Origin of the sequence: Microbacterium sp. IO18 (genome assembly GCF_049099505.1) — a bacterium.
Taxonomy (GTDB): domain Bacteria; phylum Actinomycetota; class Actinomycetes; order Actinomycetales; family Microbacteriaceae; genus Microbacterium; species Microbacterium aurugineum.
Window position 1 is genome coordinate 1756301 of sequence record NZ_JBMJAF010000001.1, and the last position, 25346, is coordinate 1781646.

The following is a 25346-nucleotide window of genomic DNA, read 5'->3' on the forward strand; positions in this document are numbered from 1 at the left end:
CCGGAGGTGCGCGATGAGCGAGACGATCGATCCCATGAAGGCGACTGCCGTCGATGAGGCGCTGACGAGCCCGTTGCACCTGCCTCATGATGCCGCGGCGTGCCCGAAGTGCTTCACCGAGTTGCAGCAGAACCGCAACTTCTGGACCGCACGCCCTGACGGCTCGCGCCTGGTCGGTCTCGTCGTCGCTCGGGAGGGCATGCCATCGGTCGTCAAGCAGCGCGAAGACCTCACCCGCTTCGGCGTGCCGATCGAGGGGTTCCGTCACCCGGCACCCGACATCCTGGAGAGCTGGAACGACCGTCTCGCGCGTCTGATCGCGACTCTGACACACGGCGATGTGTTGGTCGTCGTGAACATCAAGGCTCTCGGCCGCGACGCCGAAGAGGGCGCCCGCACCGTCGCCGAGCTGCGCCGCCACGGGATCATCGTGAAGGTCCTGGGCCACGACGCCCGGCACCTCGCCGACGCCGCACGCTGACGACGAAGAGGGCCGACCACATGGTCGACCCTCTCCGTGAAACCGCGCCGTTCGTCAGCTACCGGCGAGCTGCTGATCCAGATCCTGGATCGCACGCATCATGCCCAGCAGCGACTCCGACATGTCATTGATCCCGTCGACCGCGGTCTTCAGACCCGTCGTCAACTCCGTGTACCCCTCACCGAACTTCCCCGACGCATGCTGCGTCTTGAAGTCCTCACCCAGAAGAGTGTCCACCTGACCCTTCAACGTGTCCAACTGACCCTGAATGTCATCACGAGCCTGCGACAGCGACGACGCCACCTGCTCCATCTCTGCATAAGACGCACCGAAATCGGCCATCGTCCACACCTCCGCAAATCGAAAGAACCGGACCCCTCCGGCCCGAATAACACCACCCTACGCGGCAGCCACAAACACCGTCGATGGGGACAACTCCCCATCACCGACCCGTCCCCCACCGGATGGCGGAACAAAGCCGCACTCGCTCACATCGAGCTCGGGACCGTCTCCGGCATCGCCTGCTCCCACGCAACGGTGGAGATCATCAGATCGCTGAGCAGTGTCATGCCCTGAATCGCTTCGTCGGAGATCCCGCCACCGTCTGGCGTGAGGATGGTCGTCGTGAACACCAGCGCGCGCGTGCGGTCGGTCTCCGGCACCGGCAGGGCGTACGTGATCGTTCGTCCGGTCACCTGTTCGAGCTCCGCGCCACGGGGCGCCTGGGCCGCCGGGCCCTCCCACCGCACGACATGCTTGGCATCCTCGAGGAAGCTCGCTCCACGCAGCCGGAACGCATCCGTGATCCAGGCGTCGAGATTGCGGCCACCCTCGCCATCGACCGCCGACGCCGTGATCGACATCGGCAGGAGTTCGTCGGCTTCGACATCCTCCTGCCGGTAGATCGCGAACACCTTCGCCCGCGTCATGCCCTGACGCACACGGGCCATCATCGCCCGATACTGTGCCTCGAGATCGGGGCGTCCGGCTTGGCGGAACAGCTCCGATGCACGTGCGAGGTCAGCCTTCTCGGTCGCCGTCGACGCAGCCCTTCGATGCCACCCCGGCGGCAGCGCGATTCGGAACGGGGGGATGCCGTACCGCAGCTCCACACGAAGATCGTTCATCTCCCCATCCTCACAGGAAAAGCCCCCGAGACGGCATCATGCGATGACGGCGTCGGGGAGCACGATGCCTTCGACGAGGGCCAGCAGCTCACCCTCGAGCTGGGCAAGCACCGGAAGCGTGGTGGCCATGACGTTGGCGGCGATGAGCACACCGTGCACGTGGAGCAGCAGATCCCACTGGGCGACCAGCAGTGCGCTCGAGTCTTGAGCCTGCACTCCGGCGGTGCGGCGGATCAGAACTCCTGAGCCATGCGTATCCGACTCGATGGCGATCCCGTCGGGCGCGGTCGCTCCCGGATTCTCGGTCACACGCTGGACGATCTCCCTCGCCGAGTCCCCTTCGGCGTCGGTCACCACAAGGCTCACCAGCACATCGCTGTAGAACCCGGGCGGAGCGAACCACAGGCGCATCACGAACGGCTCGGCCATGCTCAGGAGTGCCTCGGCGGTCACCGTCAGACCCTGGCGATCGCCTTCGGTCAGCGGTGCCGACGCCGCGTAGTGCTCGAGAACCTCCCCGACCCAGATCGGCCCGCGCTCCGGATCGGCGGCGAGCTCCTCCGCCGAGGGAAGGGGGATGAACAACGCGGCGTCGTAGTTCAGATCCCACCCGGATTCCGACAGTGACTCGCCCATCTCAGAACAGCCCATTGATGGCACCCGCGGGCGAGAGGGCGCCGGAAGGGCGTCCTCCCGTCGCCGACACACCGCGGTCGATCCACTTGTAGACGTTGAAGACCTGCTCGAACGTCGTCGGTGCTCCGCCGACGACATTCTGCAACGCCGTCGGCAACTGGCTGAACAGCTGGGTTCCCATGGCCTGCTTCGGCGCCGACCCGACAGCGTCCGTGAACGCGATCGTGAAGGAGCGCCCGGTACCGCCGACGAATCGGTCGAGCATCCCCTTCAACGAGAAAGGGCCGGTCATCTTGACGCCGGACACCCGACCGGCGAAAGCATCGAACTTCGGCAGCCAGTCGGCGCGCCATCCGCTGCGCGGGGCGAACTGGAGCCCCCGGAGGCCCTTGACCTGTTGGAACGGCTTCGCGATGCCTTTGCCGATCTCCCCGAGGAATTTCAACTGTCCGCCCTTCTTGAACAGCAGGCCGAGCTTGCCGATGGGGAGGATACCCACCACCGACCACAACAGGTCGCCGATGCCTTTGCGCCCGTCGAACATGAGAGCGACCGTGACGAGCAGCGACGCGACGGCGACGATCACGGCAAGCGCGGCAATGAAAGGGCCGCCGATGATCAGGCCGAGGACGGCGAGACCGAGTCCGACCCAGCTGAGCACTTCAGCGACGACGGCGAGGACGCCGGCGATGTTCTCCCAGGTGGAGTCCTCGCCGATCTTGTTGGCATCCTCGAGGTCGCTCACGGCCGTCTCGTAGGCGCCCTCCCACGTCTCGAAGACGCCGTCGTAGGCACGGAGGTTCTCGGCGTGCGTCTCCCTCGCCTGCGAGAGCGCGAGCGCCGCACTCGCAGCCGCCTGCTCGAGTCGGTCGCTCTGCTGCGCGCTCGCATCCTGCTCCTCGGGAGCGGGAGGGGCAGCGGCGACCTCGGTGCGGAAGCTGCTGAACGCACCCTGTGCATCCGAAGCATCGCCTTGGGCCGACTGAACCGCGCTCAAGGAGGTCTCGCAGTCCGAGACGATCGTGGCCATCTGCTGCTGCGCCGTCGACAGCGCGGTCGCGTAGCGACTGAGAACGGTCCCCGCCGGGCGATAGCGCTCGCCCGCCTCCTTGAGGTCCTTGTGCGAGTCGTCCACGACCTCGCGGATCTTGTCCATGGCATAGCCCTTGCCGCGGATGCTGCCGTCGCCGATCCCGCGCAGGGTTGCGGCAGCGGACAACATGTCGTCAGCGAGATCGGAGATCTGCGTGGCTCTGGCGTCGATGTCGCCGGGGTTCCCGGCGATGACCTCGACCGCGCGCCCTCTGGTCGTCTGCATGTTGTTCTCCTAGACTGCCTGGGCAGCGCCGGGGCCCCGCCCCGCCGGCTGACTCGACGGGGAAGACGGCTCCATCTGGCTCGCGAGGTCGACGTCGGCCTGCTGCGTCTCGTCGATCGTTCCCTGCACGCGCTCGCTCACCGTGCGGAGCTTGCTGAGGAGTTTGTCCCGGCTGTCGTTCCAGCTGCCCTCGAACGAGTGGCAGCGGTCGCGCAGTCGCCCATCACCGGCGGGCCGACCGACCGCTTCTTGGACATCTCCCTGTCGCGCGCTGGCCGACTCGAACTCGGTGATGATCGAAGTGATCTGCTGTGACATCTCCTGCAGCTCGCTCATCGGAAGCAGCATCCCGTCGTTGCCCGCCATCAGTGGTCCTCCCTCGCCGGATTCGACGATAGCGGTCACCATGCCGCTCAGGCGATGGGGAGAAGTCCCCACACTCGATCAGCGTCTTTTCTCCTGCACGGTCTTGACGACGATCTGCATCGCATCGACACCCAAGGCCGTCAGCTGCGCCGCTCCGAGACCACGCTTCACGAAGCGCTTGGACTCCTTGCGGAACAACTCCCGGGGGTCACTGCCGAGCAGGGCGGCAGCCGCCTGCCAGCGGTCCAGAGAGACCCCGTCCAGCTCGCGGCGGTGGGCACGGCGGACCCGCGAAAGACGCCGGGCCGCCTGGCTCCGCTCGCGTGCGGCTTCGGCGAAGGGTTCATTCGAGCGCTTCTTGATCGCCGCCGCCTGGTTCTTCGCCGCGTCGCGGATGATCTCCGCCACCTCGACCGCGTAGCCCGGCAGGGGCCCGAGCACGCTCTTCTCCTCCGCGACCCAATCGGCCAGCGCTCGATCTCCACAGTCGAAGCAGAGCCTCGCAGGCGGCGTGCCGGTGGCGAGGTAGCCGCAGTCGCAACGGCGGCCCGAGATGCGGGACCTGTCCGTCTGATTCACTCGGCCACCTTATGGGATCGGAGGGTCTCACTGCCACTTGGCGGGCCGACGTCTCACACGGGCCGCCGTCGGGCGGGTGACGACGAAGAGGGCCGACCACCTGGTCGACCCTCTCCGTGAAACCGTGCCGTTCGTCAGCTGCCCGCGAGCTGCTGATCCAGATCCTGGATCGCACGCATCATGCCCAGCAGCGACTCCCCATCCAGGCGCACGATCAGTGCACCACTTCGATCGAGGTGAAGAGCGCCGAGATATCGTGCTGCGCCTCGTGGAGCGCACCGCCGTCATCGACGAACACATCGAGCATGAGCAGCATCCGCGCCGTCCGTCCGAGAAGGCGCCTCAGCGCGATGGTCGTGTCGTCGACCGGGACGAGCAGCACACAGTCCAGGGCCGTGTCGAACGCGGTTCCCTCGACCTCGGTGATGTTCTGGACCATTCCTCCCGCGCCGAGGAAGACGAAGGAATCGAGGGGCTGCTCGTGGAGCGACTCGTCGAGTTCGACGGCCGTCAGATGCGCGACCACGACCGATCCGCCGATCGAGGGGAGCCACCAGAAACGCTCCCGCACGCCGGGAAGCGGCGGCTCGGCGCGCACGAGAGTGAGCGCGCTCTCGGCGATCGCCGTGCGGACGGCCGCAGGCGCGTCGGCAACTGCTCTGTCATCTGCGACCTCGGCGGCCCAGGAGACGTCATCGACGAAGTCTCCCCACGGGAACTCGAGCGGAAGTGTCAGCCAGGCGGCTTGGTCTGGCAGCACCCGGTAGCCGGTCACGCACGCCACCGGAACGTCTCGACGACCGTGTCGCTGAGCTCGATCAGACCCTGCACCAGATCAGGTGCCGTGTCGTCGAGCGTGGTGATGGAGGTCGAGACGATCATGCCGCGACGGTCACGCGGGTTCGGAAGCGCGATGCCGTAGTCGATCTGCCGCCCGATCACCTCCGCGAGCTCGTCTGTGCCGCGGCGCTCGCTCTCGGTCCGCAGAATCCGACCGATCGACGTGTCGAAAGCTTCGACGGCCCCCTTCGCCATGTCGCGGAACGCCGACTCGAAATCGGCTCCGGGACGAGCGACGTATTGGATCAGCGCGAACGACATCGGCAGAGGTGTCGAGTCGTCCCCCATCGCGTCCGGAAGGTAGACCGCACCGACACTCCGCGCCTGCATCTGCTTCCATTGCTGGCTGATCAGCATCCGCGCCTCGACATCGAGATCGGGGCGACCGAGCGCTCGAATCTGCGACGACATCCGCATGATCAGGGCTTTTCGCCCCTCATCATCGATGAAGTACCGTGTCCATCCCGGCGGGAACAGGATGCTGAATCCGCCCGGCTCGTCTTCGGCCATCAGCTTTCCTGACCCGGGGTCCATATCGGGCGTCCTTCACGCTGACGAGCACGGTCATCTCGGACGGCGAGGATCAGCGCTGCGACCATCAGAACCACAGTGGCGGTCCCGTCGAGACCGGCCGCTACCCACCGCAGCGTAGCCTCGGTCGCCCCTTCCGAAGGGAGCATCCACGCGAACATCGCCGAGGACGCGGTGGCCGCACCCGTCGCCGCGAACGCTCCGCCCACTCGACCGGAATCGTTCACACGCGCCGTAGCGAGAACAGCGGCGGCCAGGATGAGACCGATGACGGACACGACGAGAGATAGCAGCCCTGGAAAAGAGAACAGGGGGTAGTCGATGGCAACGCCCCACATCGGCGCACGACCGGCGGCGATCTGTCCTCCGGTGAGAAGCAAAGACCCAACCAGATAGACGATCAGCGCCGCCGCCTGCATCATCCGCAGCAGGAGATACATCGTCGTGATCCGCTTGTGCACGGAGGCCCGAGGGGAGGTCATGAGAATCAAGCGTAGGCCGTCACCAGGGCGCCGTGATCGACCCGTAGACGTTCAGACTCGTGGATCCGAGCCAGTTCACCGCGTTCAGCCGCGATACCAGGCTGGAGGGGAAGTGCGACGCGGTCGCCGCGATGAACTGCTGCACGGCCGGATTCGTCCCCCACTGCGAGTTGTGCATCGTCGTGAGGAATCGCTGCATCTGCTGCACCTCGGGGCCGCCGTTGACGATCGTCCGCAACGGGTTGACGAAGAGACCCGGTCTGGGCAGGTTCGACATCGAACGGATAGGGGCTGCGAGCCACTGGAACGGCGTCGCCCAGGTGGACGGATGAAAGAGGCGCACGCGCGGCAGGCCCGCGCGGATCACCGAGGTGACGACACCCCGTCCGCCGCTGAGGACGGCACCGAGCGCAGGAACGCCCTTCGAGAGCACCCTCCCGATCCCGAACGGCAGCAGGCCGAGCGCGGCGAGCCCGACATCGCCCAGCGTCGCACGACCGTCGAGGTACTTGAGCGCCGTGAGACCGAGGCTGAGGAGGGTGAGTCCGAGGAGTACCCCCGCCAGCAGGCCAGTGAACGGGGCGCCGATGATCAGCGCGACGATCGTGAGAACGATCAGGACGACGGAGATGACGGTGAGGAGGTCGTCGACGAATCCCCAGAATCCGTCGCCGTTGTCGGCCGTGTCCATGGCCTTCTGCACGCCCTCCACGGCATCGTCATACGCATCGGACCACGCCCCGAAGACATGGTCGAAACTGCGCCACTGGGCGTCGCGATCCGCCTTCGCTCCGGTGAGCGAGGTGTTCGCCGCGTCGACAGCACCGGACGCTGCTTCCTTGTCGGCCTGGGTCGGCTCGTCCTCCCACGGCCACTGATGATCGATCGAGGCCTGGTTCCGGTCGGCGGTTTCCTTCTCATCGAGCGCGCTCTGATAGTCCCTCTCCGCGCGTTCGACCTCGTCGAGGTGAAGGTCGAGCCAGTTCTGCGCGGTCCTCAACGCATCCGCGTAGGTACGCAGCGCCGTGCCCGTCCCCTCGTAGCGCACCGCAGCATCCGACAGGTCACTCGACGACTCCCGCGCCATGTCGCCGAGTTTGTCCGTGCCTTTGCTCTTGTGCACGCTGGAGTCACCGATCTCGGTGAGCAGCACCGCGGTCTCGGACATCGTGGCGGCGAGCTTCACGAATCCGTCGCCGTCATCCCAGATCACGGTCGGGTTCCCCTCGAGCGGTCGCAGTTCGTGCTGCGTGAACGGAGACCTCATCGTGGAGTGGCCTTTCCTACCGAGACGTCTGCGGTGCTCGTCGGGTTCTCGAATCCGTTCGCGGTCTCGGAGTCCCATTGCTCCCAACCATCGATGATCCCGGTCAGCTGCTTGAGGATCTCGTCGAGGTTTTTCTGCAGCTTGCCGCGGTTCGACTTCCAGTCGTCCTCGAAGTCGGAGACCTTCTGCCGCAGCTCGGAACGTCCGTCCGGCTTTCCGACGGCGCTCTCCAGCGCATCGTTGGTCTGAGCCGCCGATTCGAAGGCATCGACCGAGGATGTCAGGCCGGTCTTCGTCAGTCGGAGCCGGTCCAGATCGAGCATGATGTCCATCGCGAACGTCCTCTCCAGCGGGGGTGGTGAGAAGGAGCCGACGGATCCCGTCGACTCCTTCCCGAGACCGTGTGTCAGCTACCGGCGAGCTGCTGATCCAGATCCTGGATCGCCCGCATCATGCCCAGCAGCGACTCCGACATGTCGTTGATCCCGTCGACCGCGGTCTTCAGACCCGTCGTCAGCTCCGTGTACCCCTCACCGAACTTCCCCGACGCATGCTGCGTCTTGAAGTCCTCACCCAGAAGAGTGTCCACCTGACCCTTCAACGTGTCCAACTGACCCTGAATGTCATCACGAGCCTGCGACAGCGACGACGCCACCTGCTCCATCTCTGCATAAGACGCACCGAAATCGGCCATCGTCCACACCTCCGCAAATCGAAAGAACCGGACCCCTCCGGCCCGAATAACACCACCCTATGGAAATATCCGCGCCCCCGTCGATGGGGACAACTCCCCATCGACGACCGCGGCCGTCGCCTACCCCTCGACGAGCGGCAGCTGCACCGTGACCTGGCGTCCGGCCTGCACGAAGATGCCTCGCCCCTCGGGGAAGTCGGTGCGCTTCACCTTCGGGAACGGCACCTTGAACACCGCATCGCCGTCGAAGGAGTCGGGCTTGAGGATGATGCCCTTGCGCCCGGCCTTGAAGTCTCCGATGAACCCGAAGCCGCTGGTGACCTGGGTGACGTCGGCATCGCCGATGAGCAGGTGGTCGCTGCGGTTGATCGCCTGGAAGAGCGCCTTCATCTCGCGCTCGGCGGGACTGTCCGCGAACTGCGGCACGTCTTCGACGACGATGAGCACCCTCGTCGGGAGCGAGTCGTCGGAGATCAGCTCGGTGATCTCCTTGGCGAGCTCCTTCGCATCGTCCGGCGTCACGGCGCTGCGTGTCCAGCTCGCGTAGTCCTTGAGCTGGGCACGTCGGCCTCCGAAGTGGAACAGCACGGTCGCCGGGTCGAGTCGCCGCATCGAGGTGATGAGCGACTTGAGGGCGTTGGTCTTGCCCGACGACGGCGGGCCGGCCACGACGAACGTGCCCACCGGGTCGAAGTCGCGCGCCGCCAGGGTGTCCTCCGCGACCCCGAGTGCCGGGAACTCGCCGAGGCGATCGGGCAGATCGCGCACAGACAGACGGGTGGGCAGCGCGCCGATCTCCGGCACATCGCGCGCCCCGGCCGTACGCAGTCGCTCGGCAAGGCCTTCGAGGAGCTTGGTCTGCTCGGCCACGTTCGGGGTCCCGCCGAGGGTGGCGATCTGCGTCTCCCTGCCGTCGATGATGGCGCGCCCCGGGGCCGACCGCTCGTCCAGCACGTCTTTCGGCGCGTTCAGCATCGCGTATCCGGACTCATCCGAGAGACGCAGCACCACGCGCCGCGACACGTTGGCGCTCACCGCCGTCGGAACCGAGCCCGAGCGGTCGGCGCTCGCGACGACGTGCACGCCGAGCGGGCGGCCCTCACCGAGGACGCGCATGAAGATCTGATAGAACGGCATCCGCGCCGTCGTCGACTCCCACTCTCCACGGAACTGCGGGAAGCCGTCGATGAGCAGGACGATGCGTGCCTCGTCCTGCCCGGTGAGCTCCCGGTACTCCGTGAGGCTGGAAGCGTTGGCGGCACTGAAACGCTTGCCACGGTCGTCGAGCACCGCGGCCAGCGAACGCAGCACCCGCTGCACGCGTTCGGAGTCGTCGCCCGAGATGATCGAGCCGACGTGCGGCAGCATCTCCAGGCTCTTGAGCGAACCGGACCCGAAGTCGAGCCCGTACACCTCGACGTTCGAACGAGCGGGATCGAAACCCGCGGCGATCGCGATCGTGCGCAGCACCGTCGACTTGCCCGAACCGCTCGTCCCGTAGACGAGCAGTGAACCGTCCTTGTCGGGGTGGAAGTAGGCCGGCTCCTGAAGCTGCCGTTCCGGGACATCCATCTTGCCGAGCAGCACCTGCCCGTCGCCGAGCACCGGGAGGTCGCGCAGGTCGACCGCGCCCTCGAGGTCGTCGAGCCACGGCCTTCGGGGCGCGGGGATGCGGGCCTCGCGCGCCGCATTCACGAGCGTCGCCACGATGCGCTTCTGGTCGTTGGGTCCGAGATCCTCGTCGTGCGAATCGGACTCCGGCGCCTGCTCGGCCTCCCAGGTCTGGATCGAGCCGAAGCGGAGTTCGGCGACCTTGACCTCGGCGACCTGGGCCTCGTCCGTGGTCCATCCGCCGGCGTACGCGGACTGGAACGGCACGAGTCGCCCCGGACCGGTCTTCGCGATACCGCGTCCCGGCAGCGAGGGCGGGAAGGTCGCCGCCACCGGGTCGTCGACGACGTCCTTCGAGTCGGACTCGTCGGCCATCCGCAACGCGACGCGCAGGTTCGTGTTCGCGCGGAGGTTGTCCTTGATGACGCCGGCGGGACGCTGCGTCGCCATGATCAGGTGGATGCCGAGGGAGCGGCCGCGCTGGGCGATGTCGACCACCCCGTCGACGAACTCCGGCACCTCTCCGGCGAGCGCCGCGAACTCGTCGATCACCAGCACCAGCGCGGGCGGCGTCTCGGGGTCGCGTCGCTTCTCGAGTTCGAGGAGGTCCTTGGCCTTCTTGCGGTTGAAGAGGTGCTCACGATGGTGAAGCTCGGCCCGCAGGCTCGTGAGCGCGCGGCGCACGAGGTGCGGGCTCAGGTCAGTGACGAGGCCGACGGTGTGGGGCAGGTCGACGCAGTCCGCGAAGGCAGAGCCGCCCTTGTAGTCGACGAACAGGAACGTGACCCGGTCGGGGCTGTGGGCGGCCGCCATGCCGAGCACCCATGCCTGCAGGAACTCGCTCTTGCCGGCACCGGTCGTCCCGCCGACCAGGGCGTGCGGCCCCTGGGTGCGCAGGTCGAGGGTCATCGCGTCCGTCTGCGACTGTCCGATGATGGCGCGCAGGTTGCCGGCCTTCTTGAGCCGCGACTGCGGAGCGCCGGAACGGTCGATGATGGTGTTGTTCTGCCGCCAGCGATCGATCACCGCGCTGGCATCCTCGGCGACCTCAGTGCCCACGAGCGAAAGGAAGCTGACCGAGTTCGGGATGTCGGAGGAGTCCTCGATCACCGTGCTGGAATCGACGACCGGCGCCAGGCGCTTGGCGAACATCGTCATGTAGGCGTGCGAGACACCCTCGACCTGCACCCCGCGGTAGTCCACGCCGCTGCGGACGGTGCCGACCACGGCATCGGAGAGCCCGGCGCTGACGTCGACGAACGTGCGGCACGCCGCGGGCAGTGCCTCGACGACCGGAGCGACGAACAGGGCGTAGACGCCGACGTCGGCGCCGCGCTCCAGGATCTGGGTCAGTCTGGCCCGATCGACGGGGGCGTCGTTCGTGATGATCACCAGGATGGCCGTCTGGCCGGGGAACGTCGCCTCCTCGGCCGCGCGCTTGACGTCGGTGCCGTACCGCATCGGATCCCAGTCGGCTCCGTACGGGGGCCGCGCAGACTTCGACTCCCGCGAGCGGCGCAGGACGATCTCCTCGAGACCGCTGAGCAGGGCCGTCCCGGTCGAGGCGGAATCCGCGAGCGGCATCTCCTTGAACGGGTTCCGCTCGCTGGAGGTGTGGGGGAGCCACTTGAGCCAGTCGAGCTCGTTCGCCCACCCCGGTTCGGTCAGCGCCACGGTGACGAGCTCGTTCGGGGAGTGCGTGCCGAACAGTTGGACGGCGATCCCCCGCAGCGCATCGCTGGCCAGCGACGTGGGACCGGCGACACCAACAGACCCCACGCTCTGGAGCGATTCCAGGATGGGGACGTCGTCGATCATCCGGTACCGCTCCTCCAGGCGATCGACGCGTTCGACGTATTCGACGAGCGCCTCCGGGGTCTCGGTGCGCTTGATGCGCGTGCGCGCCTCGGTCTCGCAGACCCCGAGACGCATCGCGAGGAAGTTCCAGTGCTCCGGTCGCCGCGTCCACAGCAGGGGACCGAGACGCATGGCCTCATCGAACACCACGGCGACGGCGGGGACCTCGTTCTGCCGTACCTCGCGCTCCTTCGGACGCGAGTGGTACAGCGTCTCCTCCAGCCGCTCGAACTGCTCCTCGAACGACTCGGCCTCCTTGCGAAGCCGCTGACCGATGTTGGTCTTCTGCGAGATGAAGTTGCCGAACATCATCATCGGCGACGCAGCCGCGATGAGCAGCGACGCCGGACGCTGCGTGATGCTGAACATCGTCACGGCCAGGAGGATCGGCGCGACGAGCATGGGCCAGGGGAACAGCCGCGACGGCTGGTCGCGGGGATAGCGCGGCTCATCGAGATCCTCCCCGGTGTACCGCTCCTCGACACGGGGGCTGCGGTTGAACATGAGCGCTCCCCCGCGCTCGAGCACCGGGTCACCCGTGGCTGAGCCGTCGAAGTCGCTCACCATATGCACGACGAACTCGCAGTCCCCGAGCACGAAGCTCTGCCCGGGGATCACACGGAGACGCTGCACGAGCCCGCCGTCGACGAGGATTCCGTTCGCCGAGTTGAGGTCGACCAGCTCGACGAACGTCGCGGCGACCTCGATCCTGGCGTGCCGCTTCGAGACGAGCGGATCGGCGATCGTGACGTCGTTCGCGGCGTCGCGTCCGATCAGGAAGTGACCGATCGGCAGCGGGAACTCCTGCCCGACCGCGGGGCCGGAGACCACCCGGAGGACGGCGGCGGGGCGCGCACCCACGGTGCCTGCGGCGGCACGGTTCGGGCCGACGTTGACCACCTCGGCGAGGAAGCCGGAGCCGAGCGGGGCGTCGCCGACGAGCAGGTCGGGATTGAGCATCGTGAGCTGCTCGCTCGTCGGAGGGGCGACGGAGAGCGTGAGCACGTCGGTCGGCGTCGCGACGATGCTGCGCGCCGGGTCGGTGGTGGCGATCTGGCGCGCGACATCGGCGATGGTCGCTGTCGAGTCCGCCATCACGACGACGTCGGTCAGGGGTGCTGCGGGTCGACGCAGGGTCAGCTTGACTCTCATCGCTCGTCCTCACCGCGCCGGGGGCGCATCTCACTTCTCCGGGTCATACCCACTCCACCTGCAGGAACCGATCGCCGAAGCGCACCGTGTCCCCGGTCCGCAGCTCGGCCGGGTGTCCGGCGGCCAGCGCGGTCTCGACACCGTCTCGGACGATCGCGCTGCCGTTGGTCGACGCGCGATCGACGATGAACACGCCCCGTCGAGCCGGCATCACCGCGATGTGCGTCTTGGACACCGAACGCGTGTCGTCGACGACCGGGACCAGGAGCGCTTCGCCCTCGCCGGCTGCCGCGCTCGGCGACCTCCCGAACAGCGTGGTGCCGCGCACTTCGACGCGCTCACCGGTGTCGAGCACGAGGATCGCCCGCACTCCGGCGGGAACCACCGGCACATCGGCGGGAACGGCGGCGGGAGCAGGGACCGGCGGCTCGGGGGCAGGAACCGGCTGGGCTGCGGGTGCGGGCGCGGGTGGCATCACGGGCGCGGGCGACGCCGCGGGAGCCGGCGCGGGAGCCGGCGGCGCGAACGAAGCCGGGGGCGGGGTGCCGGTGGCCAGGGAGGGCGGTGTCGACGACACGAGGGAGCCCGGGGCCGAGGTCACCGACCGCTCAGGGGCAGGGCCCGCGGCGGACCGGTGTGCGCCGATGACGCCGCCGGAGAGGCGCGCGCTCGGGACGTACTCGGCCGGAGCATCCCGGTGCACCGGGGTGGCGAGCGACGGGAGGGGTGCCTTCTCCTCGTGCTCGGGTGTCTTCACACGCTTGCGCGCGATACGCATCCGCTTCTGGTCATAGGGATTCAGGCCGCCGCGCACGTCCACGAACCAGGTCGCGGCGGCGAGGTCGAGCCATCCGCGTCCCCGCCGCTCGATGTCGAAGAGCGGGGAGAGCATGATCACCAGTACCGGCCCGATGAGCGGAACGAGGAGCGAGGCGTACGCGACGAGGTAGCGCACGACCGCGCCGCGCCAGAAGCCGGGACGCTCGAGAGTCCGGACGTTCACGGAACGGATACCGCAGATCGCCTTGCCAAGCGTCACCCCCTTGCGGCCATGCAGGACGAGCTGGACGACGAGGTAGGCGATCATGAGCCCTTGGGACACCGCAGCGGCCACGATGAGCCACACCAGATCCTCCCGCGCGAAGAACTCCTCCGCGTCGAACCGTCCTGACGCCGCCTGCGCGAGCACCGGCGTCAGAGCGATGAGGGCCGGGAGGGCGATGACGACCGCCACCGTCCACTCGATCAGGGCAGCGAGCACACGCGCGCCCCGTCCGGCGGGGCGCAGGCCGAGAGCCTCCGCGTACGCAGAGTCCGGGCGTCCGTGCGCGTCGAGTCCTTCGACCTCGGGCGCGCGGTCGTCGATCTCCCAGATCACTCCTGCTCTCCCTCGACGTCGTCGATGGAATGCTCGGTGTCGAGCAGCGGCAGGTCGCTCTTGCCGACCAGACGCGAGGCGATCACATGCTCGACCAGGCGTGCGCGCCTGTTGGTCGCGAAGCTGCGTTGCCCGCCGCGCATGCCGGGCACACCGACCCGGTCGAACTTGTCGCAGACGTTGTCGAGCTTGCGGTTGAACCGGGTGACCGTCCAGCCCAGCCGCTCCGCCGCCTTCGCCGAGGTCGGGATCTCACTCATCCCGGTGCCGTCCCTGCGCAACTGGGGTTCGGCGAGCGCCAGGATGAGCAGCTTCTGGCTGAGGGTCAGCGGAACGTCGCCGATCGTGGACGCCCCGTCGTCGTCGTGCTCGCGCCTGGTCGCGCGAAACGTCGGCTCCGCCGCATGCAAGGTGAGCTCGTAGGTGGTCGGCCCCGCGCTGAAGACGATCGTGGTCTTCTCGAAGACGAGTGGGAGCCGAGCACCCGGCGCCAGCCACGCCTGCACGCCACCCGCCGAGTCGGTCACCGTCGCGGTGAGCCGGGTACCGACGTTCGACAGCCACCACAGCCCGTCGGAGTCGGTGATCTCCAGGAAGTGCCGATGCAGGAACAGATTGTCGTCGAGCTCGAGGTCGCCCTCTCGTCCCACGATGAATCGATCACCACGGCTCACGCGGAAGTACTCCCCCGCGAACTCGACGGTCACCCCTCCTGCCCCCGTCACTCCACACACCCCCGCACGGTTTCCGAGGCACGACCGTCGTCGCGCCGCAGCATCACGTCGATGCAGACGGTGCCCGCCGCTGCGGGGACCGTCGCGGTCGCATCCGGCGTCTGGTGCGGATCGACCTCTCCCGACACCGCGACCGGTGTCCAGATGAACGAGTCGCCCTCGAGCGGACTCGGATTGGTCCAGGTGAACACGATCCGATCGCCCTCGCGCGTCCCGGAGATCTCGGTGACCTTCGGCACGACGTCCGTACCGACGTCCTTCGGCTCCACGGCCTGCTCGGTCTCCTGCGCTTCGGGGGTGACACCCGCCACCAGGAGGTTCATCCCGACGATCCCGCCGACCACGAGTACGACCGCGGCGGCAGCGAGCACGATCCACAGGCCCTTGCGACTGCGCGGCGCCGGCGGCTCTCCCGGACCCGCGACAGGAGCAGCCGACACGGCCGGAGGCGGCGTCGCCTCTTCCGGGGCGACCACCATCGGCGCTCGCGCGATGGTGCGGTCGTCGGCGGAGGGGGCGAGTGGAGCCGCAGCCGTCGGAGTCGGCGGGCGCAACTGGGTCTGCTCGACGAGCGGTTCCTCGGGCGTCGGGGCGTCGAATCGCGGAATGCCCGGCAGCGGAACCGGCGGTTCCTTCCGCTGCGTCTGGGCCGAGGGGCGGGTGAACGATGCCAGTTCGGGGTCGATGCTGACGATCTCCCGCACCCGTGTCAGACCGTCGCCGTCGTCCTCCAGGTCTTCCGCCGGCGGATGGTCGTCGACGATGTCGATCGGGGTCACCGAGTGGGAGAGCTCGATCTGCACCTTCTGCAGTGCCCGCGCGAATGCCACCGCGCTCGGGAAGCGGTCAGCGGGGTTCTTCGCCATCGACCGTTCGAGGAGCCTCTGCAGACTCTCCGGCGAATCCGGCCTTTTCAGTGAGGGGAGAGCGGCGCGCTCGATGCGCTCGATCAGATCGGCGCTCGAGTTGCGTTCGCCGGTTCGCTCGAAGGGCGAACGACCCGCCAGCAGCGTGTACAGCGTGGCACCGAGCGCCCAGACGTCCGTGCGCGGACCACTCTGCGGAGGCTCCGCGAACGACTCCGGCGGAGACCAGGGGATGGACATGCCGGAGGCCTCACCCGTCGCTCCGGTCGTCGATGCGATGCCGAAGTCGGTGAGGGCCGGCCGGTTGTACTCCGTGACGAGGATGTTGGCCGGCTTGATGTCGCGATGCAGCACGCCCGCCCGGTGCGCGGTCTCGACGGCTCCGGCGACCTGGATGCCGACGCGCAGAGCCTCGGCGACCGAGAACGGCTCCTTGCGGGAGCGGATCTGGAGGTTCGGCCGCGGGCAGTACTCCATCACCAGGTAGGGGCGACCGTCGCCGGCGACACCCGCCTGGTAGATCGTGACGATGGCCGGATGCGTCGAGAGCATCGCCATCACGTTGGCCTCGTCGGCGAACTCCTGCGCCGCGCCACTCGAGATGCGGTCGGCGACCAGCACCTTCACCGCGACACGGCGACGCGGCATCTCCTGCTCGTACAGGAAGACATCGGCGAAACCGCCGGTGCCCAGCGGCTCCACATAGGTGAAGCCCGGCAGATCCGGCGGCGGGGAGGGGCGACGCGTCACGGCAGCTCCTCGAACGCGACGGTCACTCCGTCACCGAGATCCACGACATCGCCGGACAGCACGAGCGTCTGCTCCCCGGGATGCAGCCGCACCGGGTCGGCGCCGGGACGGAGCAGGGTGGAGCCGTTCGTGGTGTGCAGGTCGATGACCACGACGGTGTCACCTTCCGGCCGCACTTCGAGGTGGCTGCGCGAGATGTCCTGCTGCGGGCTCTCGACGGCGATCAGGTGCGGGAGGTTCGCACCGCTCGCACGGGTCGATCGCGGGCGTCGGCCGATGATGACCGTGCGATCGAGCGCCGCCACCTGACCGGTGGAGAGACGCACGCGGCCCGTCGAAGCGGTGGACGGCACCGGCGTCACGTCGAGCACGTCCGTCGCGACATCATCGGCGACCGGGGGCTGCTGGCGGAGCGCACGCAGATCGGCCGCGGAGACGGTCGCCCCGTCATGATCGCCTTCGACCGGGACGGGGGTGGGCGCCGCGGCTGCGGCACCCACCGAGTGCACGGTCGCACCCCAGAGCTGATCGAAGTCGTCGTCGACGGGCGGTGCGAGCGTCACCTCGGTCGGTGGGAGGAACGCATCCTCGATGACCGGCGCAGGAGTCGGCTCGGGTTCGGGCGCAGGAGTCGGCTCGGGTTCGGGCGCAGGAGTCGGCTCGGGCTCCGGCGCAGGAGTCGGCTCGGGCTCCGGTGCAGGAGTCGGCTCGGGTTCGGGCGCAGGAGTCGGCTCGGGCTCCGGCGCAGGAGTCGGCTCGGGCTCCGGTGCAGGAGTCGGCTCGGGTTCGGGCGCAGGAGTCGGCTCGGGCTCCGGCGCAGGAGTCGGCTCGGGCTCCGGTGCAGGAGTCGGCTCGGGTTCGGGCGCAGGAGTCGGCTCGGGCTCCGGCGCAGGAGTCGGCTCGGGCTCCGGTGCAGGAGTCGGCTCGGGTTCGGGCGCAGGAGTCGGCTCGGGCTCCGGCGCAGGAGTCGGCTCGGGCTCCGGTGCAGGAGTCGGCTCGGGTTCGGGCGCAGGAGTCGGCTCGGGCTCCGGCGCAGGAGTCGGCTCGGGCTCCGGTGCAGGAGTCGGCTCGGGTTCGGGCGCAGGAGTCGGCTCGGGCTCCGGCGCAGGAGTCGGCTCGGGCTCCGGTGCAGGAGTCGGCTCGGGTTCGGGCGCAGGAGTCGGCTCGGGCTCCGGCGCAGGAGTCGGCTCGGGCTCCGGTGCAGGAGTCGGCTCGGGTTCGGGCGCAGGAGTCGGCTCGGGCTCCGGCGCAGGAGTCGGCTCGGGCTCCGGTGCAGGAGTCGGCTCGGGTTCGGGCGCAGGAGTCGGCTCGGGCTCCGGCGCAGGAGTCGGCTCGGGCTCCGGTGCAGGAGTCGGCTCGGGTTCGGGCGCAGGAGTCGGCTCGGGCTCCGGCGCCGGCTCGGGCTCCACGGCCACCGGTGCCGGGGCCTGCACGGCTGCAGCGGGCTCGGCGAGCACGGGGGACGGTCCGAGCGCACTGGTCAGCGGATCGGCGTCGCTCGGCTCGAGCTCGGCGCTCACCGCGGCAGCCCGCACGATCCCGCTCTGCACGGGGAGGCCGTCAGCCTCGGTCATCGTCTCGACCGTGATGTCGATCGTCGTCGCGCCACCGAGGAACCGCTCGTTCCAGGTGGTGACGTCCGCCCCGGAGAGCTCGAGGGATTCCGTTGCGGTCGTCACGTGTGCCGAGACGTCACCACGGAGGGCGATGCGCACGTCTCCTCCCTCGGCGACGGCGGCGACGAACGACGGCAACGATGTGAAGGACCGGCCCGCCTGCATCGTCAGGAGATCGACGACCGTTGCGAGCGTCTTCGCCTCCGGCAGGCGTTCCCACAGCCGGGCGACGACATCGCCGGGGACATCGGGCGGGAGCGCGACGAGCGCGCCGGGGATGACGATCAGGTACCACTGTCCCGGTCGGTAGATGGTCTGCATCAGCGAACCCCTCCTGCTGTGGCTTCTCGTGGACGCGTGTCGGCGTCGATGTCGTCGTCGTCGGTGGCCGTCAGCGTTCCCGGCCGCGACGCGACCGAGACCGCGTCCACGACGATCACGGTGATGTTGTCTCGACCCCCGGCGCTCACCGCATCGGCTGTCAAGGCGTCGGCGGCCTTCTGCGGATCGGATTCCGAGGCCAGCACCTCGCGGATACGCGTGTCCGGCACTTCGGAGGTGAGACCGTCCGAGCAGACGAGGATGCGATCGCCGAGTTCGGCGGGGAACATCCAGTAATCGGCGTCGCCCGTGCTGCTTGCACCGATGGCGCGGGTGATGATGTTCCGGCGGCGATCCGAGACGGCATCTTCGACGGAGAGCTCACCGGACTCGATCAGCTCCTGCACCACGGAGTGATCGACACTGATCTGCTCCAGCTCGCCGTCGGCGAGACGATAGGTCCGGGAGTCTCCGATGTTGACCGCGAGCCAGTACCCCATGCCGTCGACCGAGGCGATGACGACACCGCTGAGGGTCGTCCCGGCGCGTCCGTTGCCCGAGGTCGACAGATCCTCGACGCTCGTCCGCGAGACGGAGAGGGCGTGCCGGACGTCGTCGAGCTCGAGCGCCGGTCGCCCGATGTACCGGGCGAACTCGGCGATGACGGCGGCACTCGCACGCTCACCGGCCTCGTGCCCGCCCATCCCGTCGGCGACCAGGAACACCGGAGCCGAAGCCAGATGCGCGTCTTCGTTCAGCGCGCGCCGGAGCCCCGGATGCGTCGCCGACCCGGTGGAGACGATGAGTCCCGGCCTCATGCGTATCCGCCGATCGTCACGATGCGGTCGCCGATCTCGATCGCGTCGCCCAGACGCACCGGCACCCGCTGCCCGGCCGGGCACGCGATGCGCTGGCCGTCGCGGACGATGGTCATCCCGTTGGTCGAGTGGCGATCCCGCACCCATCCGCCGGAGGTCTCGGCGGCGGCCTCGAAATGCGTCTTGGAGAGCGACAGCGTCTCGTCGCGCACGGGTACGAGCGTCGCGCCCTCCTCCGGGGCGGGGTTGCGGCCGAAGATGGTGCGCCGCGAGACGGAGACCCGTGTGCCGTCATCCCACGTGAAGACCAGACGATGGCCGGGGACGCTGATCCGGGTCTCTTCGAGATCGTCGTCCTGTTCGACGACCTCCGGCGCTGCCGGCGCGGGTGCCACCGGGAGCGGCGGGACCGGCGGAGCAGCGACCGGCGGAGCAGCGACCGGCGCCGGAGGTGCGGGCGGCGTCACGGGAGCCCCGAGGTGCTGTTGGACGGTCGCGTCGAGTTCAGGCTCGGGCTGCGCGGGAGGCTCCGACCGCGACGGCGCATCCTGGGTGATGCCCGGGACGAAGGCGATGAGGGATCCGCTCTCGGCCACCGGCGCAGGGGGCGCAGCCGGCCGCGGCGGGAGCGACGAGGATGCCGGAGCGGGCGGGGCCGGAGCAACGGGGGCAGCCGGGGCCGGAGCAGCGGGCGCAGCCGGGGCCGGACCAGCCGGGGTCGGAGCAGCGGGAGCAGACTGCGGGAGTCCAGGGATCGCGGGACCGGTCGTCGGTGTGGCGAGGCCCGGCGCAGAGGCGGACGAGGAGGAGGCGGCCTCGGACGCCGATCCGACAGGACCCGCCTTCCGCGCATCCAGGATCAGAGACCCTGCGACCTTGTCGTGCCACCCCTGGAAGCGCCCCGACCCGTCGAAGAGCGGAGTGAAGTACCCCACCGCGACGGCCGCGGCGAGGCCGAAGATCACGTTGCGCAGCAGTGCACGCCCGAAGCCGAGCGGGCCGCCGTCCGCAGCGGCGACGAGCCGCACGCCCTGGGCGCGCATGCCGATCGAGCCGGCCCCTGCCTGCATGACGGTGTAGACCACGAACCAGCCGAGCAGCACCAGGCTCACCACCGGACCGCCGACGAGGAGGACTCCCACCATCCCCTCGACACTGCCGGTGAGCGACGCGGCGACCAGGAGTCCCCCGCCGAGCACGATCGCGAGGCCCCCGGCGATCAGGGCATCGATGACATAGGCGACCGCGCGACGGGAGAGGGGCGCGATCTGATCGAGCGCAGGCTGCGTCATGGGGTCTCACTCTCGGAGGACGGGGGCGTCGTGCTGTTCTTGATGGTGCCAGGTTCGCGGCGTACGCGCGCGGTCGCGGCGTCCTTGAGGCTCTGCAGGCCGTTCGAGATCGCGGTGCCGCCGACGAGCGAGCGAACGCTCAAGCGCGCCTTCACGCGCTTCCAGAAACCGGCGTCCTTGCCGAGACCGCCGACGATGCCGTCGACCTCGTGCCAGAAGGACTCGACGTCTTGTGGGCTCGGCTCTGTGGGACCGAACACCTCGGCGTCGGCCCGCTCGGCGAGCGCGGTGACCTGTGGAACCGTCAGCGCGGTGGCCACGACCTCGGCTTCCTCGGTCCGGGTGCCTCCCGGCGTGAGCCGCGCACCGTAGTCGATCGCGCGATCGGTCAGCTCGTCCCACCCGCCACTGATGCGGTCGGCGGTGCGCGCGGCGGCGCGGCGCGACCGACGCTTCGCCGCCTTCCAGGCGCCGATCACGATGAAAGGCGACGCGAGGAGCGCGATCACCGCGAGCGAGATGCCACCGATCACGAGGATCGCACCGATGATGCCGGCGAGGTTCAGGCTCTCGTCCTCGGACTCCCGGTCGTCGGGAAGGGTGGGCGGCAGATCGACGGGTTCCTGCGGCGGGGGTGGCGGCTGCAGCACCTGCGGCTTCGGGTCGACGCGGGGCTTGGTGTTCTGGTCGTTCGGCACCTGGTCTTCGGGCGGAGTCGGGTTGAAGGTCACCCAACCGATGCCCTCGAAGTTCACCTCGACCCAGGCGTGGACGTTGTCGCCGGTCGCGGTGAACACCGCTTCCCCCGCCTGCTCCTCGTCGGGGTAGTACCCCATGACGACGCGCGCCGGGATGTCGAGTTGCCCCGCGAGCAGTGCCATCGCCACCGCATACTGCTCGTCGTCACCGATCATCTGGTCGGCACCGACCAACGTCGAGATGCGCTCGGCGGTGTGGCCCGCGCGGGACAGCACCTCCCCCTCGAGCCCGTGGCTGAAGAAGCCGCCCTCGGAGAGGAAGTTCTCCAACGCCCGCACCTGCTCGATCGGCGTCTCCGCACCCGACACGGTCTCCGCCGCGAGCGAGGTGAGCTCTTCCGGCACGTTGCTCGACGTCGGCAGCGCCACCTTGCCGAACGGCACCTCGGCGAGCTGTTCGTCATCGGGGACAGCGGGCACGACGGCATCCACGACGTACTCGTCACCCTGGGTGAGCTTCGGCGTCGCGACCGCGGTACCGGTCACGGTGTTGACGTACGTGCCACGACGCAGGTCTTCGGCGCGCGCTCCCTCGAACCGGATCTCGGACAGCTCGCCGGCGGTCGGCATCCAGACACCGCGGTAGCCGTCGATCGCGAACTTCAGCGTGACCGGGACGCCCTCGGCATCCGGTGCCATGTTGGAGCGCAACGGTGCGAACGCGCTCGACGACGTCGGGCCGCCGTCCGTGACGTTGTAGACCATGCCGTCGAACTGATCCATGACCGCGGTGCGGACGCGTGCGCCCTGGGGGAGACCCTGCACCGTGAAGAGGGTCTCGGAGGCCTCGTCGCGCACGTTCTTGCGGAACGCCTGCAACGGGCTCGGGTAGTCGCGGATGTCGAACGGCGGGATGATCACGTCGCGGAACACGTGCCGCGGCTGTGCCGGGTTCGCGACGGCGCTCGCGGCGACGCCGGTGCCTGCGGCGACGGCCAGCACGGCGACGCCGGCCAGCAGCCTTCGGGTGCGCATCTGGGTCGCACGCGAAGGGTCGACCTCGCTGACGGAGACGGCCATGTTCTGTGGTGCCCACAGTTGCCGCAGAGCGAGCCACGACATGCTCACCACGGCGAAGACGAGCCCCTGCACCAGAGGGAAGGCGGGCTCCGGTGTGCCGAGGGCGATGACGAGCATCAGCAGCACCCCGGCCGGGAGCAGCGCCCAGGCGACCTGTGGCAGCCGGAGCGCGAGAGACGCGGTGAGCGTGGTGACGACGAGCGCCAGCAGGAACGGGACCACCAGGTGTCCGTCGACCGCAGCCACGGGGGCGACGGTGGTGAGCATCTGCTTCCAGGCGGTGACGGTCCCCACCGCGAGCTTCTGCAGCGTCTCGATCGTCGGGATGAAGCCGAGGATGGAGGTCTGCGGGAGCGCGAGGGCCCCGCCGAAGACGAAGTAGGCGGCGACCGTGAGCCCCGTCGTGATCAGGATGCCCCATCGTCGCCAGGTCGCGACCGCCGCGATCGCCAGCCCGATCAGGATGCCGCCGACGGCGGCCGGGAGGAAGGACGGACCGGCGAACGTCGGCCAGAAGCCGATCAGCGCGGTCGTCACGAGGAGTGCGGTCGCTCCCAGATCGAGGATCCATCGGCGCACGGCGAGACCCGCGGGGCCGGCGGCGGGCACGGTCATGCGAGCACCTTCTGCAGAGCGAGCGGAATCTGTTCGAGCGCGCCGACGGTGACCACGTCCGCGTCGCCGATCCGCCGAAGCGTCGGAGCGGACACGCTGGTGTCGGCGACGACGGCCAGCGCCTTCGCGCCGAAGGGCAGCCGCGAGCACGCGAGGCGCAGATCGTCGGAGCGCACCCGCGAGCCGCACACGAGCACCACCACACTGGCGAGCGGCATCGTGACCGACACGATCCCGGCGAGGTCGGCGATGCCGCCCTCGCGCGGCTTGCTGCCCTCGACGGCGGAGAGGGAGTCCAACAGCTGCTTTCCGGTGCCGGCCGGGAGCTCACGCCCCTGCACGCGCACGTCGACGCGCTGCGAGTCGCGGAGCGCGCGGAGGCCGATCGAGCCCGCGGCCGAGATACCGAGCTCGAAGTCCTCGGCGGTGGCGTAGTCGGACAGCGAGCGCGACAGACCGATCACGAAGTGGGAACGCCGCGTCTCCTCGTACTGGCGGACCATCATCGTGCCGGTGCGGGCGGTCGAACGCCAGTGCACATGACGCAGGTCATCGCCCGGCTGATACTCCAGAAGCGCGTGGAAGGAGACGTCGTCGCGCGAGAGGTCCGTGGCCGGAAGCCCCTCCAGGTCGCGCAGGTAGCCGAGGGACTGTCCGTCGAACAGCACGGTGCGCGGATGCACGAACAGGTCCACCGGGTCGTCCCGGCGGTGCGCCCGTTCGAAGAGACCGAGGGGGTCTCCGCGCACGACGCTCACGGGTCCGACCTTGACGACGCCGCGCTTCTGGGTCGGGATGGCGAAGAGCTCCTCCGCCTCCTCTCCGGGGGCCAGGCGCTGGATCCCGAACTCCCCACGACCGGCACCCACCGGGAGCACCACGCGCGAGGGCAGGATCGCCCTGCTGCCACGGTTGGCGAGGGTGAGTGCGCCGACCGCGCGCTCCCCCACCACCACACGGGTGCGGGCGAGGTCGAGCGACACGTCGTAGGCGGTGCGGCCGATGAGGAACAGCGCGCACAGGGTGACGGCGATCGCGATCACGACGGCGGCGACCGTGAACTCGGCCCAGCCGGCGATCTGACCGAGCACCCAGAACACGATGGCGAGGGACATCAGCACCCACGCGAGCGGACGGATCGCCGCGGTGATCTTCCGGAGGCGCGTCAGGGCACGGGCACCGAGGACGGCCGCGATGTCACGCCATCCGGCGTCGCGTTCCGTCGGCGGTGTCGACGCCTGAAGGGCCTCCGCGGTCATCAGGCCGCCGCTCGTGCCTGGGGAGCCGCGACGCCGTCGAGCACGCGGGCGATCACGGTGTCACTGCTCGTGCCGGCGAACTCCGCCTCGGCGTCGAGCAGCAGACGGTGCTGCCACACGGGCCGCGCGAGCGCCTTGATGTCGTCGGGGAGCACGAAGTGACGCCCCTGCGCGGCGGCCCACACCTTGGCGATGCGGACCATCGCGATCGCGCCGCGCACCGAGACGCCGAGCCGGATCGCGTCGTCCTCACGGGTGGCTTCGGCGAGCTCGGCCACGTAGCGGAGCACAGCGGGCTCCACATGCACGGTGGAGGCGAGGTCGGCCATGTCGGCGACCGCACTGGTCGTGATGATCGCGGAGAGTCCGGCGGAGGGGTTGCGGTCGGAGGCTCCGGCGAGGATGCTCTCGGTGACCGCGAGGTCGGGGTAGCCGATCGAGGTCTTGATCAGGAAGCGGTCCAGCTGCGCCTCGGGAAGCTTGTAGGTTCCCGCCTGCTCGATGGGGTTCTGCGTGGCGATCACGAGAAACGGGCGACCGGTCTCATGCGTGACGCCGTCGACCGTGACGCGGGACTCCTCCATGACCTCCAGGAGCGCCGACTGGGTCTTCGGCGAGGCGCGGTTGATCTCATCCGCCAGCACGATCGACGCGAAGATCGGTCCCTTGTGGAACTCGAACCGGTGGGACTGCTGATCGTAGATGGTCACACCCGTGACGTCGGAGGGCAGCAGGTCCGGCGTGAACTGGATGCGCGCGCTGGTGCCCTGCACGGTCGCCGCGAGGGCCTTCGCGAGGCTCGTCTTGCCGGTGCCGGGTGCGTCCTCGAGGAGCACATGCCCCTCGGCGAGCATCGACGCCAGCACGAGGCCGACGATCTCCTGCTTGCCCTGCACCGCCTTGTCGATGTTCGCGACGAGGCGCTGGAAGGTGCCCTGGAACCAGGCGGCCTGCTCAGGGGTCATTGTCATGGGAGTA

General features: G+C 69.0%; 23 protein-coding genes. 1 reads left to right on the forward strand and 22 read right to left on the reverse strand.

The features are described 5' to 3' along the window. Positions 1–13 precede the first annotated feature (13 nt). The gene (locus ACLF6J_RS08525) at positions 14–481 is read left to right on the forward strand and encodes a recombinase family protein (RefSeq protein WP_047521344.1); all 468 of its coding nucleotides are present in this window, start codon (positions 14–16) and stop codon (positions 479–481) included. A 54-nt stretch (positions 482–535) separates the two neighbouring features. Here ACLF6J_RS08525 and ACLF6J_RS08530 read toward each other — a convergent pair whose 3' ends face one another. The 22 genes from ACLF6J_RS08530 to ACLF6J_RS08635 all read right to left on the reverse strand — a co-directional run bounded on the left by ACLF6J_RS08530 (position 536) and on the right by ACLF6J_RS08635 (position 25339). After that, positions 536–823, reverse strand: a complete 288-nt coding sequence (locus ACLF6J_RS08530) for a WXG100 family type VII secretion target (RefSeq protein WP_028501988.1) — start codon at positions 821–823, stop codon at positions 536–538. A 146-nt stretch (positions 824–969) separates the two neighbouring features. Further along, a complete protein-coding gene (locus ACLF6J_RS08535) occupies positions 970–1608 on the reverse strand; it encodes a hypothetical protein (protein WP_134352902.1) in 639 nt (212 codons plus the stop codon). Positions 1609–1644: 36 nt separating this feature from the next. Beyond that, positions 1645–2244 (reverse strand): hypothetical protein, encoded by a 600-nt coding sequence (locus ACLF6J_RS08540; RefSeq protein ID WP_134352901.1) that lies wholly within the window; start codon positions 2242–2244, stop codon positions 1645–1647. 1 nt (position 2245) lies between these two features. After that, a complete protein-coding gene (locus ACLF6J_RS08545) occupies positions 2246–3562 on the reverse strand; it encodes a putative T7SS-secreted protein (protein WP_134352900.1) in 1317 nt (438 codons plus the stop codon). Between the two features lie 9 nt (positions 3563–3571). Then, positions 3572–3970 carry a hypothetical protein gene (locus ACLF6J_RS08550; protein WP_047524672.1) on the reverse strand — a complete coding sequence of 133 codons (399 nt, stop codon included), beginning with the start codon at positions 3968–3970 and terminating at the stop codon, positions 3572–3574. Positions 3971–4006: 36 nt separating this feature from the next. Continuing rightward, a complete protein-coding gene (locus ACLF6J_RS08555) occupies positions 4007–4369 on the reverse strand; it encodes a hypothetical protein (RefSeq protein WP_047524671.1) in 363 nt (120 codons plus the stop codon). A 352-nt stretch (positions 4370–4721) separates the two neighbouring features. Beyond that, positions 4722–5291, reverse strand: coding sequence for a hypothetical protein (locus ACLF6J_RS08560; RefSeq protein WP_047524669.1), 570 nt, complete (start codon positions 5289–5291; stop codon positions 4722–4724). Then, positions 5279–5857: a hypothetical protein gene (locus ACLF6J_RS08565; RefSeq protein WP_047524668.1), complete on the reverse strand. Its 579-nt coding sequence runs from the start codon at positions 5855–5857 to the stop codon at positions 5279–5281. Before ACLF6J_RS08565 ends, ACLF6J_RS08560 begins: the two co-directional genes overlap by 13 nt. Beyond that, complete coding sequence (locus ACLF6J_RS08570) at positions 5857–6360, reverse strand: hypothetical protein (protein WP_047524667.1); 504 nt, start codon at positions 6358–6360, stop codon at positions 5857–5859. Before ACLF6J_RS08570 ends, ACLF6J_RS08565 begins: the two co-directional genes overlap by 1 nt. A gap of 19 nt (positions 6361–6379) precedes the next feature. Beyond that, complete coding sequence (locus ACLF6J_RS08575) at positions 6380–7627, reverse strand: hypothetical protein (protein ID WP_134352898.1); 1248 nt, start codon at positions 7625–7627, stop codon at positions 6380–6382. Then, complete coding sequence (locus tag ACLF6J_RS08580; RefSeq protein ID WP_046746675.1) at positions 7624–7959, reverse strand: hypothetical protein; 336 nt, start codon at positions 7957–7959, stop codon at positions 7624–7626. The genes ACLF6J_RS08575 and ACLF6J_RS08580 overlap by 4 nt, the downstream gene beginning before the upstream one ends. Positions 7960–8033: 74 nt before the next feature. Continuing rightward, positions 8034–8321: a WXG100 family type VII secretion target gene (locus ACLF6J_RS08585; RefSeq protein ID WP_028501988.1), complete on the reverse strand. Its 288-nt coding sequence runs from the start codon at positions 8319–8321 to the stop codon at positions 8034–8036. Positions 8322–8441: 120 nt separating this feature from the next. Next, on the reverse strand, positions 8442–12941 hold the full coding sequence (locus ACLF6J_RS08590; protein WP_134352897.1) for an FtsK/SpoIIIE domain-containing protein: 4500 nt from the start codon (positions 12939–12941) through the stop codon (positions 8442–8444). Positions 12942–12984: 43 nt separating this feature from the next. Continuing rightward, on the reverse strand, positions 12985–14319 hold the full coding sequence (locus ACLF6J_RS08595) for an RDD family protein (RefSeq protein WP_134352896.1): 1335 nt from the start codon (positions 14317–14319) through the stop codon (positions 12985–12987). Next, positions 14316–15026, reverse strand: a complete 711-nt coding sequence (locus tag ACLF6J_RS08600) for a hypothetical protein (RefSeq protein WP_231555032.1) — start codon at positions 15024–15026, stop codon at positions 14316–14318. Before ACLF6J_RS08600 ends, ACLF6J_RS08595 begins: the two co-directional genes overlap by 4 nt. A gap of 14 nt (positions 15027–15040) precedes the next feature. Further along, on the reverse strand, positions 15041–16669 hold the full coding sequence (locus ACLF6J_RS08605) for a serine/threonine-protein kinase (protein ID WP_134352895.1): 1629 nt from the start codon (positions 16667–16669) through the stop codon (positions 15041–15043). Beyond that, positions 16666–18606, reverse strand: a complete 1941-nt coding sequence (locus tag ACLF6J_RS08610) for an FHA domain-containing protein (protein WP_421076855.1) — start codon at positions 18604–18606, stop codon at positions 16666–16668. Before ACLF6J_RS08610 ends, ACLF6J_RS08605 begins: the two co-directional genes overlap by 4 nt. Further along, entirely contained in the window at positions 18606–19424 is an 819-nt protein-coding gene (locus ACLF6J_RS08615) for a PP2C family protein-serine/threonine phosphatase (RefSeq protein ID WP_047522454.1), read from the reverse strand. The genes ACLF6J_RS08610 and ACLF6J_RS08615 overlap by 1 nt, the downstream gene beginning before the upstream one ends. Next, positions 19421–20716: an RDD family protein gene (locus ACLF6J_RS08620; RefSeq protein ID WP_134352893.1), complete on the reverse strand. Its 1296-nt coding sequence runs from the start codon at positions 20714–20716 to the stop codon at positions 19421–19423. Before ACLF6J_RS08620 ends, ACLF6J_RS08615 begins: the two co-directional genes overlap by 4 nt. Further along, positions 20713–23109 (reverse strand): transglutaminase-like domain-containing protein, encoded by a 2397-nt coding sequence (locus ACLF6J_RS08625; RefSeq protein WP_134352892.1) that lies wholly within the window; start codon positions 23107–23109, stop codon positions 20713–20715. Before ACLF6J_RS08625 ends, ACLF6J_RS08620 begins: the two co-directional genes overlap by 4 nt. After that, positions 23106–24368, reverse strand: coding sequence for a DUF58 domain-containing protein (locus tag ACLF6J_RS08630; protein ID WP_134352891.1), 1263 nt, complete (start codon positions 24366–24368; stop codon positions 23106–23108). The genes ACLF6J_RS08625 and ACLF6J_RS08630 overlap by 4 nt, the downstream gene beginning before the upstream one ends. After that, entirely contained in the window at positions 24368–25339 is a 972-nt protein-coding gene (locus ACLF6J_RS08635; RefSeq protein WP_047522445.1) for an AAA family ATPase, read from the reverse strand. The genes ACLF6J_RS08630 and ACLF6J_RS08635 overlap by 1 nt, the downstream gene beginning before the upstream one ends. Between the last annotated feature and the right edge of the window lie 7 nt (positions 25340–25346).